The organism is Thiocapsa sp. (assembly GCF_022340925.1).
Classification (GTDB): Bacteria; Pseudomonadota; Gammaproteobacteria; order Chromatiales; family Chromatiaceae; genus Thiocapsa.
This window is the reverse complement of record NZ_JAJDNA010000081.1, coordinates 1-14,196: the sequence shown is the minus strand read 5'-3', so window position 1 is coordinate 14,196 and position 14,196 is coordinate 1. Positions and strand designations below refer to the sequence as shown.

Below are 14,196 nucleotides of genomic sequence, written 5' to 3'. Positions count from 1 at the left end.
AAGGGGTTCTCTGGTGTAAGTTGAGGGCCTGGTCGCGAGGCCTCTTGTTATCGTTCTCGCAGGCTGTGGTGGGGGGCGCGAATCGTCTCCGGCCCCGCACAGCCTGGTCTCAGCTTGTCGTCGTGTCTTCGCCGACGTGATGTGCCTTCTTGCGACGGGCCAGAGCCGCCGCCCCGGCGCCGATGGCGGCACCGGCGAGCGCCGCTGCACCCAGTTTGGCACCCGACCCGAACTGTCCCTGCGGCACCGAGTCGTAGATGCCGAGTGCATCCCAGAAGCGCGGTTCCGAGCAGCCGATGCAGCCGTGCCCCGACTGGATCGGGAAGCTGACGCCGTTGTTCCATTTGATGTGGGCACAGGCGTTGTAGGTGGTCGGCGCCTTGCATCCGAGCTTGTACAGGCACCAGCCCTTGCGCGCGCCCTCGTCGTCGAAGGTTTCGGCGAACTTGCCCTGATCGTAGAAGGGCCTGCGGTAGCATCGGTCGTGGATGTTCTCGCCGAAAAAGGCCAGCGGGCGTCCGAGGTGGTCGAGCTGTGGCAGCTCGCCCATGGTCAGGTAGTGGGCGATGACACCGGTGATGGCCAGCGGCATCGGCGGGCAGCCGGGCACGTTGACGATGGGCTTGTCGGTGATGATGTCGCCGACCGCCACCGCCCCGGTTGGGTTCGGATTCGCCATCGGTAGACCGCCATAGGCGGAGCAGGTACCGATGTTGACGATCGCGGCGGCATCGGCCGCGGCCTCCTTCAGCATCTGCAGGTTACTGATGCCGGCGATGGTGGAGCAGTGCTCCTTCATCGGGATGGAACCGTCCACCAACACCAGGTATTTCCCGGCGTTGTCGTGCTGGGCCTGTTCGCGGGCATGCTCGGCGGCGTTGCCAGCCGCCGCCTGAAGGGTGTGGTGATAGTCCAGCGAGATGAAATCGAACAGCAGGCCTTCGATGGTCGGCGCATGGGAGCGCGTCAGGGACTCGGTGCAGCCGGTGCACTCCTGAAACGACAGCCAGATCACGGATGGGCGCCTTGCGCCGGCCAAGGCGTCCGCCATGGCGGTCGCGGCGCCGGCAGGCAGTGCCAACAACGAGGCCATGGCTGAGCAGTACTTCAAGAATGCGCGACGGCTCACGCCTTGGCTTCTCAGCATGTCGCCCAAGGTCGAGTCTGTAGCCATCGAAGGGCCCTCCCATGTGGGGTGGTGATCGCTCTCTCGGCGCCGTCGTTGCGCCCAGATGCTGGTGATCGGTCGGTCGGGAGTCCATTCTTTACGGCATTCGGCAATCAACGCACGAAACCGCTAGGTGATAGGCAGGCCGGTCTCGTGTAGCGTAACTGTATGCGGAAACACGCCTCGATGTTTGATTGGAATGAGGTGGTCCTTGATCCAGGTCAAATGGCTGTCTCATTTGGCTCGCCACTCGTTTCCACGCCAACCGGTCATTCCGCATTCATCGGTCAACTCATCGCGCTTTTCGAAATGAATGGCGCTACAGCATTCAAGTAATTAAGTGATTGGGTTAATACCGAAAAACAAAATAATCAATTAATGAATCTCTCATGCTCAACCGGCATCGGAATACGAAAACGCTGACCGCATCGGCGGTTGGCGCCGCGCGCGGATGCGCTGCCATTGTCAGTTTCCTAAGCAACTGAAAATGCAAAGATTCGGAGGCTGGGTTAGGAGTCGCGGGGTGATCTTTGAGCGGGATGGCAAGTCATGGGGACAGCGCGACGGCCTTCAGAAACGCTGTTGCGTATCCCGCGAGGCAGGATGACGCGACATGTTCGGCGGCTGGTCAGCTGCTGAACACGAAGGAGGACGGAAACGCGCGTGCCGCCCGGCCGGGCGGCAGCGGTGGGCATCAGGCAAGGACGCTGTAGCCGACGGCGACGCCGGCGGCGATGAGCACGGCAATGGAAATGATCTCGCCGGCATTCAGCTCTCGTAATGCGGCCAGGTACTTCATGGCAGCAGACCTCTCTGTTGTCGGAGTGGGCTCGGCGTCGGAGTCCCGGCGGACTGTCCGCCGGAATGCTCCAGCGCGTATCTAAGGCGGTTCTATCGCTCCATTGATTCGCGCGACCGGGGCATGCGGCCGCTTCGCGATCGAGATGGGCTGATCCGCTCTGGGAGTTTTTTAGTAGATGCTTAATTTGTGTTCCATGACATTTGGCAACCGCACGCCCTGCACCCCGCCGGCCACTCTGCCACCGCTTCCCGGGCGAAGGTGCGCGCAACCGGCCCTGCCGGATGGTGGGCAGGCCCGGTGCGTCCGAGCGCCGGCCAGACGAGGTCTGCGCAAGCCGCGGACGCAGTGGTAGCATGAGCACTTTTGAGCGACCCGAGAGAGCACCGCGCATGGCCTACGAGAAGATCAAGATCCCAGAGGGCGGCGAGAGGATTCGAGTGAAGGGGGATCTGTCCCTTGACGTTCCGGACGATCCGATCATTCCCTACATTGAGGGAGACGGTATCGGCATTGACATCACCCCCGTGATGCGTGCGGTGGTCGACGCCGCGGTCGCGAAGGCGTACGGCGGGTCCCGCCGCATCCACTGGATGGAGATCTACGCCGGCGAGAAATCGACCCGGACCTATGGTGAAGACGTCTGGTTGCCGGAGGAAACGCTCGCCGCGGTCAAGGACTTCGTGGTTTCGATCAAGGGTCCGCTGACCACGCCGGTCGGCGGTGGCATCCGCTCGCTCAATGTCACCCTGCGCCAGGAGCTGGACCTCTACGTGTGCCTCCGCCCGGTGCGCTATTTCAGCGGCACGCCGAGCCCGCTCAAGGAGCCGCAGCACACCGACATGGTGATCTTTCGGGAGAACTCGGAAGACATCTATGCGGGTATCGAGTGGCAGCAGGGCTCACCCGGGGCGAAGAAGGTTATCGATTTTCTGCGCAGCGAGATGGGCGTGACCAAGATCCGCTTTCCCGACAGCTCCGGGATCGGCATCAAGCCCGTCTCCCGGGAAGGCACGGAGCGCCTGGTCCGCAAGGCCATTCAATACGCCATCGATCAGGGTCGCCCCTCGGTCACCCTTGTGCACAAGGGGAACATCATGAAATATACCGAGGGTGCCTTCAAACAGTGGGGATATGAGCTCGCCATGGCGGAGTTCGGGGCCGAGGAGATTGGCGGCGGCCCCTGGTGCAGCTTCAAGAGTCCGAAGACAGGCGCCGAGATTTTGGTCAAGGATGTGATCGCCGATGCCTTCCTTCAGCAGATCCTGCTGCGCCCCAAGGACTATGACGTGATCGCGACCCTGAATCTCAACGGCGACTACATCTCGGACGCGTTGGCGGCCCAGGTCGGCGGGATCGGCATGGCCCCCGGAGCCAATCTGTCCGACTCCGTGGCCATGTTCGAGGCCACGCACGGGACGGCCCCCAAGTATGCCGGCAAGGACCAGGTCAATCCCAGCTCCCTGATCCTTTCGGCTGAAATGATGCTGCGACACATGGGCTGGGGCGAGGCGGCCAACCTCATCGTCAAGGGTGTCGAGGGGGCGATCGGTGCCAAGACCGTGACCTACGATCTGGAACGGCTCATGGAGGGGGCGAGCAAGGTGAGCTGCACGGGGTTCGGCGAGGCTGTGATCGCCCAGATGGACTGAGCCGGATTGCGGTCTGCCGAGCCGGAAACAAAAAGGGGCGCGGAAGCGGCTTCCGCGCAGACCCGTCGGCCTCGCAGAGTCGGCAAGGCCGTCGGATCGGCTGACTCAGCTCACGCGGTGCACATTCGCCGCATGGAGGCCTTTTGGCCCCTGACTGATCTCGAACTGAACCTTTTGTCCCTCGCGCAGGGTCTTGTAGCCGTCCATATCGATCGCCGAGAAATGGACGAAGACGTCCTCGTCCCGCCCATCGGGCTGCACGAACCCGTAGCCCTTGGCGTTATTGAACCACTTGACAACACCGGTAATCATTGACGGGCTCCTCCAGGAGTTGCAGGTCTCGCGTTGGTGGTCATCGTTCTTGTTGTCTGGCGGGGTCACTTGAATCCGCGGAACCGCACCATAGCTGCGTAGTATAGTGAGGTGATTTCGGGGGTCAAACTGTCGCCGTCAGGCCCCGTCCACGACCGAGGTACGCCGCGCACCGACCTTGGGCCGGGCTCCCCGGGGTAGGGGACGGCCGGGCCGGCTTCGACGGTTGACCCGGCGAACGGTCGGCGCAGGCGGTCAGAATTTGTCTAGAATCCCGAGCCATGAGTAACGATCTTCCCGGCGAGGACCGCGAATCCGGACTGACCGTCCAAGAGGCGAAGCCCAAGCTGCGTCGCCCGCCCCTGTTCAAGGTTCTGTTGCTGAACGATGATTACACCCCGATGGAGTTCGTTGTCCAGGTGCTGGAGACCTTCTTCGGCATGAACCGCGAGAAAGCGACCCAAATCATGCTTCACGTCCACACGCGGGGTCGGGGGGTATGCGGCGTCTTTACCAAGGATATCGCGGAGACCAAGGTGTCGCAGGTGAATGATTACGCCCGCAGCAACCAGCACCCGCTGTTATGTACGATGGAGGAGGCATAGAGGTTGGAAACATCGGTTGCTGCGTCATCAGACACTGTCTTGTAAACCCCCGCTTGGACTAGGCCGATGCTGAGCAAAGAACTCGAATTTTCGCTGAACCGGGCCTTCAAGGAGGCGCGCGCGAAGCACCATGAGTACATGACGGTCGAGCACATGCTGCTGTCGCTGCTCGACAACCCGACGGCGGCCAAGGTGCTCAGGGCCTGCGGCACCGACTCGGAGCGGCTGCGTCGCGAGATCACGGCCTTCATCGACGAGACCACCCCCCTGATCCCCGAAAGCGAGGACCGGGACACCCAGCCGACGCTGGGCTTCCAGCGCGTTCTGCAGCGGGCGGTCTTCCACGTCCAGTCCGCCGGAAAGAAAGAGGTCACCGGCGCAAACGTGTTGGTGGCACTGTTCAGCGAGCAGGATTCGCAGGCCGTTTATCTTCTCAATCAACAGGACGTGACGCGGCTCGACGTCGTCAACTACATCTCCCACGGGATCTCCAAGGTCCCCGGGGAGAGCCAGGAGGACGACGTGCCGGGTGAGGTCGACGAGCCTCGAGGCGAGGAGAAGGAGGGCGGCAGTGCCCTGGAGAGCTTTGCGACGAACCTGAACGAGATGGCGCGGCAAGGGCGCATCGACCCGCTGATCGGGCGCGCCAGCGAGGTCGAGCGGACCATCCAGATCCTGTGCAGGCGGCGCAAGAACAACCCCCTGTTCGTCGGCGAGGCGGGTGTCGGCAAGACGGCGATCGCCGAAGGTCTCGCCAAGAAGATCGTCGATGGTGCGGTTCCGGATGTCCTCAGCGACGCTGTGATCTACGCTCTGGATCTCGGGGGGCTGGTCGCCGGCACCAAGTATCGGGGGGATTTTGAAAAGCGCCTCAAGGCCGTGCTCGCGCAGCTGAAGCGCCAGCGCCATGCCATCCTCTTCATCGACGAGATCCACACCATCATCGGCGCCGGCTCCGCGTCCGGCGGTGTCATGGATGCCTCCAACCTGATCAAGCCTGTCCTCGCCTCCGGCGATCTGCGATGCATCGGGTCGACGACCTATCAGGAATATCGCGGTATCTTCGAGAAGGATCGCGCGCTGGCCCGGCGCTTCCAGAAGATCGATGTCGAGGAGCCGTCCGTCGAGGAGACCTTCGAGATCCTCAAGGGCCTCAAGACCCGCTTCGAAGAGCATCATCAGGTCACCTATACCAGCCCGGCGTTACGCGCGGCGGCGGAGCTGTCGAACCGCTACATCAACGACCGCCACCTCCCGGACAAGGCGATCGATGTCATCGACGAGGCGGGCGCGCATGTGCAGCTCAAGAGTCCGGCCAAGCGCAAGAAGCGGATCGATGTGAGCGATGTCGAGGCGATCGTCGCCAAGATCGCTCGCATCCCGTCGAAGAAGGTCTCGGCCTCGGATACCGAGTCGCTCAAGAATCTCGACCGGGATCTCAAGATGGTGGTGTACGGCCAGGATGCCGCGATCGATGCATTGACCTCATCGATCCGAATGAATCGCTCGGGGCTGGGGACGGAGGAGAAGCCGATCGGGTCGTTCCTGTTCACCGGACCGACCGGCGTCGGCAAGACCGAGGTGACGCGCCAGCTGGCGCGGATCCTGGGCATGGAGCTGCTGCGCTTTGACATGTCCGAGTACATGGAGCGGCATACCGTCTCGCGCCTGATCGGGGCGCCCCCGGGATACGTAGGTTTCGATCAGGGCGGCCTCCTGACCGAAGAGGTGAATAAGCACCCGCACTCGGTCCTGTTGCTGGACGAGATCGAGAAGGCCCACCCAGACGTCTTCAATCTGCTCCTGCAGGTCATGGACCATGGCACCCTCACCGACAACAACGGCCGCAAGGCGGATTTTCGTAATGTCGTTCTGGTGATGACGACCAACGCGGGGGCCGAGGACACCGCACGTCGCTCCATCGGCTTCACCGAGCAGGACCACTCGACGGACGGGATCGAGGCGCTGAAGCGCTATTTCACGCCGGAATTCCGCAATCGTCTGGACGCGGTCGTGCAGTTCGGGTCGCTGAGCGAAGAGACCATCCGCAGCGTGGTGGATAAGTTTATCTTCGAGCTGGAGCAGCAGCTGGAGGACAAGAAGGTCCGCCTGACGGTCGACCCCGAGGCCCGCGCCTGGCTGGCGGAGAAGGGCTACGACCCGAAGATGGGCGCCAGGCCGATGGCACGCGTGATCCAGAATCACATCAAGAAGCCGTTGGCGAACGAGCTCCTGTTTGGGGATCTCGTCTCCGGAGGCAGCGTGCGGATCTACGTGAGTGCGGACAGTCTTGCGTTCGATATCAACGGCGAGCCGCGCGCCCTCTGATCGGCGGGAGGTGTGAGGCGCGCCCCGATCCGGGCAAAGCGTGATCCGGTGGGCGTTGGGGCGCCGCCGTGGCGGCTGGACCCGCGGGCTCCGCGATCAGCACCATCCGCTGCCGCTGCGCCAGGCAGGGTCGAAGAGGCAGGGGCGCTGTCATCTGGCGCGATAGACAATACGCCCCTTGGTCAGGTCATAGGGGGTGAGCTCGACCGTGACCTTATCCCCGGTCAGGATCCGGATATAGTGTTTGCGCATCTTTCCGGAGATATGAGCGGTGACGGTATGACCGTTTTCAAGCTCGACCCTGAAGACGGTATTCGGCAGGGTCTCTGTCACCGTGCCTTCCATCTGGATGACGTCGTCTTTTGACATAGTTTCTGTGTACTGCGAGAACAGCTTCCGGCCCCAAAGCGCCGGAAGTGTACCATAGCTTCAAGACGAACGTCGGTCGAGACCGGCATCTTTCCGAGCAGGGCCGTCCAAGCGCCGGTCCTCAGTCCCCGGCGTCCTTCCAACCCAGCTTCACCGCCCGAGCGCGCTCGAAGCGCATCCAGTCGTGTCCGTTCCAGGCTTCGATCGGGCGGAACCGGTCCTTGTATCGCATCTTGGGCGATTCCCGGAGCCAATAGCCCAGATAGAGGTAGGCCACGCCCATTCGGCGTGCCGCCTCGATCTGCATCAGGATCGCAAAGGTGCCAGGTGCGCGATCGGAGATTGAGGGGTCGAAAAACGTGTAGACCGCCGAGAGCCCTCGGTCCAGTCGGTCCGTGATCGCCACGCCGACCAGTCGTCCGGACAGTCGCAGCTCGATGAAACGCGTCTCGCCGCCCCAGGGTTCGACCAGAAAACGCCGGTAGCTCTCTTCAGAGGCGTCCTCGGCCATACTGCCCTCGGGATGACGCTCCGCGAGATAGCGCCGGTAGAGGGCGAAATGGCTCGCATCGAAGGCTGCCGCTGCATCGACCAGGTCCAGGTCGGGTGCATTCCGGCGCCAGTTGCGTCTCTGCGAGCGGTCCGGGGCGAAGTCCGCGACCGGGATGCGCACAGGAACACAGGCGGCGCAAGCCCGGCAGGCGGGCCGGTAGATATGCGCACCACTGCGTCGGAAGCCTTGATCGACAAGGGCTTGGTAGGTCGCCCCGTCGATGCGGGCCGTCGGATCGACGAACAGGGTGCGGGCGCGGCGCCCCGGCAGGTAGGAGCAGGCGTGCTCGCCGGTCAGGTACAGGGCGAGGTGATGCCCCGCAAGCGGATCATTGCCGGCATTCATCAGGTCTTGGTGTGCCCATCGACGCGGGGCAGGTGCTCGAGCCCGTCGTCCCAGTCGGTATCGTGCGGCGGCTGCCGACAGAGTCGGTCGAGTCGGCGGATCAGCTCGGCACGGGGGATCTCCATCGCGCCCAGACGGATGAGGTGCTCGGTTCGCATCTGGCAGTCGATCAGGCCATACCCCCATTGGGTCAGTCGTTGACAGAGGTGGAGCAGGGCAACCTTCGAGGCGTCGGTGGCCCGGCTGAACATGGATTCGCCGAAGAAGGCACGCCCAATGGCAACCCCGTACAGGCCGCCGACCAGCTCGCCGTCCTGCCAGACCTCGACCGAGTGGGCGAGCCCGCGCCGATGCAGGGCCGTGTAGGCGACGACCATCTCCGGCAGGATCCAGGTGCCGCCTTCCTCGTCGCGCGGGGCCGCACAGGCGCTTATCACGCCACCGAAGGTTCGATCCATGGTGACCCGGAACGGGTCTTTGCGCAGCCGCTTGGCCAGGCTCCGGGCTATCCGGAGCCGATCCGGGAACAGCACGGTGCGCGGGTCCGGAGACCACCAGAGGATGGGGTCGCCGGCGCCGAACCAGGGGAAGATCCCGCGCCGGTAGGCGTTCTCGAGTCGCTCGGGGGACAGGTCGCCGCCGAGCGCCAGCAGGCCGTTGGGGTGGCGCAAGGCATGCCGGACATCGGGAAAGGCGGACCTGTCCTCGCGAGCGAGCCGGGCAATCATCCTAGCCGAGGGTCCCCGTGGAGGGCGAGGTGAGAGGCCCCGGAGGGACTTCACGATAGGGGCTGTGGGTCTGCATCTCCGCCAGATAGGCGCCCATACCCTCGGCTTCCAGCGTCACGAACCGCGCGACCGCATCGCGAAAGCCCGGATCGGCGATCCAATGGGCAGACCAGGTAGGGGTCGGCAGAAAGCCGCGGCTCACCTTGTGCTCGCCCTGCGCCCCGGGCTCGAAGCGGGTCAGGTGTTGCTCGATGCAATACTCGAGACCCTGGTAATAACAAGCCTCGAAATGGAGGCTGTGAAAATCCTGAAAGCAGCCCCAGTGGCGACCATACAGAGAGCGCGCGCCGACCAGGTCAAAGGCGGCGGCGACGATGTCCTGACGATATTCGGCCAGCACCAGCAAGAGGCTTTCACCCATGGTCTGGCCGATGGCCTGGAAGAAGGGAAGCGAGAAGGTCGGGATCCCCCCGCGCTTGTCGAAGGTGTCACAGTAGAGGCGGTGGAAGGTGGCCCATTCCGCCTCCGTGACCTGGTCGCCGGGTACGCGGCGGATGCGCACCCCGGCCTCCGCGACCCGACGGCGCTCGCGTTTGACCTTCTTGCGTTTTTCGGCCGTGAAGGCACCGAGAAGATCCTCGAACGACGCGTAGCCGCAGTTGTGCCAGTGGAACTGGCAGCCGACGCGTCGCATCAGCCCCTGACCCTCGAGCAGTGTCTGCTGGTCGTCGGCTGTAAACAGCCAGTGCAGCGACGACACACCCGCGTCCTCGGCGACCCGGATCGCGCCCTGGATGAGCGCCCGCGCATAGCCTTCGCCGGCCGGTGACTCACCGGTCAGGATCCGCGGACCCGTGGCCGGCGTGTAGGGTGAGGCCACGACCAGCTTGGGGTAGTAGCGCAACCCCTGACGCCGGTAGGCTTCGGCCCAGCTCCAGTCGAAGACGAACTCCCCGTAGGAGTTGAATTTCAGATAGCAGGGCGCGGCCGCGAGCAGGCGCCCGTGCGCGTCACGCAGTGCCAAATGCTGGGGCACCCACCCCATTGACTCGCCGACGCACCCGTGACGCTCCATCGCATCGAGGAACTCATGGCGCAGGAACGGGCTGTCGTTCCCGGCCAGCCGATTCCACTGATCGGCTGGGATCTCCGCGATCGCGGAATGGGTGGTGAGTCTGTCCATCTGTATCGACCGAACGCCCTGCCAATGACTGCGACATAAGGGCATCGAATGCCCGCCCAAGGCATCGGTGGTCCGCGGCGCCCGCTAAGTCCCCTGTGCCGCCAGCGCGTCCAGATACTTCTCGGCGTCCAGCGCGGCCATGCAGCCGGTCCCAGCTGACGTGATGGCCTGGCGATAGACATGGTCCATGACGTCGCCGGCCGCAAACACGCCCGGGATCGAGGTGGCCGTGGCATCTCCCTCGGTGCCGCTGCGCACCTTGATGTAGCCGCCGGCCATCTCGAGCTGCCCCGCGAAGATCTGCGTGTTCGGCTTGTGCCCGATGGCGATGAACACGCCCTGCAGATCGATCTCTTGCGTGGAGGCGTCGAGCGTGCTTTTGATCCGGATGCCGGTCACGCCGGTCGCATCGCCCAGGACCTCGTCGAGGGTGTGATTCCAGGCGATCCGGATGTTGCCCTGCTCGGCCCTCTCGAACAGGTGTTTCTGCAGGATCTTCTCGGCGCGCAGGGCGTCGCGACGGTGGACGAGGGTCACCTCGGAGGCGATGTTGGAGAGGTAGAGGGCCTCCTCCACCGCGGTGTTCCCGCCGCCGATCACGGCGACCTTCTGGTTACGATAGAAAAAGCCGTCGCATGTCGCGCAGGCGGAGACACCACGCCCGCGAAAAGCCTCCTCAGAGGGCAAGCCGAGATACATGGCGCTGGCGCCCGTGGCGATGATCAAAGCGTCGCAGGTGTAGACCGCCGAGTCCCCTGTCAGCCTGAAGGGGCGGGTCCCCAGACCGACAACGTTGATGTGGTCGAAGATGATCTCGGTCTCGAAACGCTCGGCATGGCGGCGCATCCGCTCCATCAGCTCGGGTCCCTGGACGCCGTCGGGATCGCCCGCCCAATTGTCGACATCCGTCGTGGTCATCAACTGGCCGCCTTGCTCCAGACCGGTGATCAGGACCGGGCTGAGGTTGGCGCGCGCCGCATAGACGGCAGCCGTGTAGCCGGCGGGACCGGATCCCAGGATCAGCAGCCTGCAGTGTCTGGTTTCGCTCATTTGGAAATCCTCCAGAGGGGTTCGATGGATCGTGTGCGAGCCAGCGCCAGGCCCTGGTCAGACGACTAGGGCGAGGCGTGCCCGCCGGAGCGGGCGGCCATGGCCCGAACCAAGGGCCCGAGGGTGAGGCCCTGCACCAGCACGGAGAAGACAACCACGATATAGGTGACCGTCAAGATCACGTCTCGCACCTCTCCCCGTGGCAGTGACAGGGCCAAGGCCACCGAGATGCCCCCGCGTAAGCCACCCCAGGTGAGGATGGAGACCACCCCGGGCTCGAAGCTGCGGAATCGACGCATAAGGTGGACGGGCAGGCCGACGCTGGCGAGGCGAGCGGCGAGCACCAGGGGTATCGCGAACAGGCCCGCGAGGACGAGATCGCCGGTCATGCTGATCGCCAGGACCTCCAAGCCGATGATCACGAACAGGATCGCGTTGAGCACCTCATCGACCAGCTCCCAGAAATCGTCCAAACGGTAGCCTGTCTCCGGGGTCACCGCGGAGACACGCCCATAACTGCCGATCAGGAGACCGGCGACCACGATCGCGATCGGTGCAGAGACATGCGCGTGCGCGGCAATCGCGTACCCGCTCATTGCCAGTGCCAGGGTCATCATGACCTCGACCTGATAGCTGTCGGTCCGGCGGATCATCAACAGGGCGATCCACCCGAGGGACAAACCGAACAGGAGTCCGCCGGCGATCTCGGTGAAGAAGAGCATCAGTGTATCGCCGAGGCTCAGGGGTGCCTTGCCGGATGCGAGGCTTGCCAGCAGCACGAAGACCACGACCGCCACCCCGTCGTTGAAGAGGGACTCCCCGGTCATCTTGATCTCCAACCCCTTTGGGGCGTGCGCCGACTTGAGGATGCCGAGCACCGCGACCGGATCGGTGGGAGAGACGAGGGCGCCGAAGAGCAGGCAGTAGAGCACGGGGATATCGATCCCGAGGGCCAGGAACACCAGATAGCTTCCAATGCCGACCAAGACGGTGGCCCCCATGACGCTGGCTGAGGCCAGGATGCCGATGGCCCATTTCTCCTTCGCCAGCTCGCGCAGGTCGACGTGTAGGGACCCCGCGAACAGGAGGAATCCGAGCATCCCATGAAGCAGGGTCTCGCCGAGATCGAGGCTGTCCAGCATGCGTGCGACCTCGTGCTCCAACTCCCGGGCGAAGGGAAACGGGAGCATCAGCACCAGCGAGAAGACCAGCGCGATCAGCATTAGGCCGATGGTGCTCGGCAGCTTGAGATAGCGGTCGTTCAGCCAGCTGAAGACGGCGGACAGCCCGGTCAAGACGGCGATGATGTCGAATAGGCGCATGGTCCGAGCCTGTCGCGTCGGGGCGGTTTGGTGATTGAGCCGTCAAGCGTGCCACAGGCGGATGCGCGTCTCCGGGGCGCCCGGTCTCGCTTGACGGACGATGCGGGACGCGCCCCGCGGGGACTCGCCCGCCGGGCCCCGGCTGAGGCTCGGACAGATTATGCCGCGTCTGCGTCGCGTCTGCGCGCACCTTCGCGCTTCACACCCCTCGCACCCGCTGCGGACACCAAACCCGCTTGACACCTCGCCGTCGGTGATCTAGAAGTTGTAATAACAAAATATTGCGCAACGAAACGCGAGTGATTTATGAGGCATTGGCTGCGTCTGGTCTCGCTCTGGGCACCCCTGGCGTCCGGGTTGCTCCCGGGCTGCGCCACACAGCGCGGCGACGGACTGCAGGGGCCGCGCGCCGATGTCGTGTTGGCAGGGCTGTCGCAGGTCGGTACGCCCTACGTCTACGGGGGCACGAATCCGGGGGAGGGGCTCGACTGCAGCGGGCTCACCTACTACGCCCACCACGTTGCGGGGGTCCGGATCCCGCGCGTTTCGACCGAGCAGCTCCGCGCGGCAAGACCCGTCGCGGGACGTCGCCCCCGCGCGGGTGACGTCGTGTTCTTCAAGACCGGTCCCGGACAACATCATGTCGGCCTCATGGTCGACGACGAGCGATTCGTGCATGCCTCGACGTCGCGCCGGGAGGTCCGCCTGGACCGACTGCAGACCCCCTATTGGCAGGCCCGTTATCTCGGCGCCGGAACCTATCTAGACTAGGAGCCTGTCCGACAGGCTCCTAGCCGTGCCGATCGCCAACGGCCAGCCGCTCGCGTTTTTCGGGCCGATGTAGCACAATGCGCGGCAGCTTCCGGCTGAGCCGGGGGCGTCGATGTCACCACAACGGTTTTCTGTAAGGAGTTGACAATCATGTCCGATAAGCCAATGCGCACGAGCCGTCGCGACGCCGTCAAGATCATGCTGGGTACCGCCGCGGCGATCCCGGTGATCAACCTGGCCGGCTTCAGCACCGCACGCGCCGAGGCGCCGGCGAACGCGGTCGCCGCGAACGACCCCACCGCCGTCGCGCTGAAGTACCATGCAGACGCGACCCAGGCCGATCGCGCTGCTGCTGCTCGCCCGGGGCTTCCGCCCGAAGAGCAGGCGTGCCACAACTGCCAGTTCCGCCTCGCCGACGCCGCGGGTGCCACCGACGAATGGAGCGGGTGCAGCCTCTTCCCGGGCAAGCTGATCAACGTCAACGGATGGTGCGCCTCCTGGACCCTGAAGGCCGGCTGATCGATTCCTTGAATCGCTCCTGACCGAGGCAACAACGGGGCCCCTGAGGCCCCGTTTGTCATTGGGGCGCGAGGGGGTCCGCGGGCATGCAGGCGCGTCTGACCCCCGGCCACCGCTCGAGCACGGCGGTCGTTTCAAACGGCGCTTTCCTTCTTCGGATCATCTCCTGGGTTGTACGATGGGCCGCAGATCGCGGACTGACCCCGGATCCGGGCTCGCTGGCTGGCGCATCACGGTCTTGTTCATGTCCCATCCTGGACAACCCACGTCGTCCCGCTCCGGGCTTGTGCCCTCCCTGGATGGCTCCGTCCCGGCCTTCGGTGCGCCTCCCTCCAGGTGGTGCCGAGGGGGTCTACGCAGCATCGGCTGGGGCCGCGTCAAAACCGCCTTGTAGGAGTGCTCGCCTCATGGGGAGGACACCTTCCAGCCGCCAATGGCTCGACCGTCACCTGAGCGACCCGTTCGTGAAACGCGCCCAGCAGGAGGGATATC

13 protein-coding genes are annotated in these 14,196 nt (G+C 64.3%); 5 read left to right on the top strand and 8 right to left on the bottom strand.

Translation table 11 applies throughout. The features are described from left to right. Window positions 1-109: 109 nt before the first annotated feature. A complete protein-coding gene (locus LJE61_RS10210) occupies window positions 110-1,174 on the bottom strand; it encodes a hydrogenase small subunit (protein WP_296914930.1) in 1,065 nt (354 codons plus the stop codon). 1,185 nt (window positions 1,175-2,359) lie between these two features. Here LJE61_RS10210 and icd point away from each other — a divergent pair. Continuing rightward, window positions 2,360-3,619: an NADP-dependent isocitrate dehydrogenase gene (icd, locus tag LJE61_RS10205; protein ID WP_296918303.1), complete on the top strand. Its 1,260-nt coding sequence runs from the start codon at window positions 2,360-2,362 to the stop codon at window positions 3,617-3,619. Window positions 3,620-3,724: 105 nt separating this feature from the next. On the opposite strand, the gene cspD is transcribed toward icd, so the two are convergent. Then, the gene (gene cspD, locus LJE61_RS10200; protein ID WP_007193300.1) at window positions 3,725-3,931 is read right to left on the bottom strand and encodes a cold shock domain-containing protein CspD; all 207 of its coding nucleotides are present in this window, start codon (window positions 3,929-3,931) and stop codon (window positions 3,725-3,727) included. Between the two features lie 281 nt (window positions 3,932-4,212). Here cspD and clpS point away from each other — a divergent pair, with 281 nt between their 5' ends. Both clpS and clpA read left to right on the top strand, forming a co-directional pair. Next, window positions 4,213-4,536: an ATP-dependent Clp protease adapter ClpS gene (gene clpS, locus LJE61_RS10195; protein ID WP_296911952.1), complete on the top strand. Its 324-nt coding sequence runs from the start codon at window positions 4,213-4,215 to the stop codon at window positions 4,534-4,536. Between the two features lie 66 nt (window positions 4,537-4,602). Then, window positions 4,603-6,864 carry an ATP-dependent Clp protease ATP-binding subunit ClpA gene (clpA, locus tag LJE61_RS10190; RefSeq protein WP_296911950.1) on the top strand — a complete coding sequence of 754 codons (2,262 nt, stop codon included), beginning with the start codon at window positions 4,603-4,605 and terminating at the stop codon, window positions 6,862-6,864. 150 nt (window positions 6,865-7,014) lie between these two features. On the opposite strand, the gene infA is transcribed toward clpA, so the two are convergent. The 6 genes from infA to LJE61_RS10160 all read right to left on the bottom strand — a co-directional run bounded on the left by infA (window position 7,015) and on the right by LJE61_RS10160 (window position 12,414). Then, entirely contained in the window at window positions 7,015-7,233 is a 219-nt protein-coding gene (gene infA / locus LJE61_RS10185; RefSeq protein ID WP_007193303.1) for a translation initiation factor IF-1, read from the bottom strand. Between the two features lie 121 nt (window positions 7,234-7,354). Continuing rightward, window positions 7,355-8,131 (bottom strand): arginyltransferase, encoded by a 777-nt coding sequence (locus tag LJE61_RS10180; protein ID WP_296911949.1) that lies wholly within the window; start codon window positions 8,129-8,131, stop codon window positions 7,355-7,357. Continuing rightward, complete coding sequence (aat, locus tag LJE61_RS10175; RefSeq protein WP_296911948.1) at window positions 8,131-8,859, bottom strand: leucyl/phenylalanyl-tRNA--protein transferase; 729 nt, start codon at window positions 8,857-8,859, stop codon at window positions 8,131-8,133. The genes LJE61_RS10180 and aat overlap by 1 nt, the downstream gene beginning before the upstream one ends. A 1-nt stretch (window position 8,860) precedes the next feature. Then, window positions 8,861-10,042, bottom strand: a complete 1,182-nt coding sequence (locus tag LJE61_RS10170) for a GNAT family N-acetyltransferase (protein ID WP_296911947.1) — start codon at window positions 10,040-10,042, stop codon at window positions 8,861-8,863. Window positions 10,043-10,126: 84 nt separating this feature from the next. Then, window positions 10,127-11,092: a thioredoxin-disulfide reductase gene (gene trxB, locus LJE61_RS10165; protein ID WP_296911946.1), complete on the bottom strand. Its 966-nt coding sequence runs from the start codon at window positions 11,090-11,092 to the stop codon at window positions 10,127-10,129. A gap of 65 nt (window positions 11,093-11,157) precedes the next feature. Next, the gene (locus LJE61_RS10160; RefSeq protein WP_296911945.1) at window positions 11,158-12,414 is read right to left on the bottom strand and encodes a cation:proton antiporter; all 1,257 of its coding nucleotides are present in this window, start codon (window positions 12,412-12,414) and stop codon (window positions 11,158-11,160) included. 306 nt (window positions 12,415-12,720) lie between these two features. Here LJE61_RS10160 and LJE61_RS10155 point away from each other — a divergent pair, with 306 nt between their 5' ends. Both LJE61_RS10155 and LJE61_RS10150 read left to right on the top strand, forming a co-directional pair. Next, window positions 12,721-13,185: a C40 family peptidase gene (locus LJE61_RS10155; protein ID WP_296918300.1), complete on the top strand. Its 465-nt coding sequence runs from the start codon at window positions 12,721-12,723 to the stop codon at window positions 13,183-13,185. A gap of 150 nt (window positions 13,186-13,335) precedes the next feature. Beyond that, on the top strand, window positions 13,336-13,704 hold the full coding sequence (locus LJE61_RS10150) for a high-potential iron-sulfur protein (protein ID WP_296911943.1): 369 nt from the start codon (window positions 13,336-13,338) through the stop codon (window positions 13,702-13,704). Window positions 13,705-14,196 lie beyond the last annotated feature (492 nt).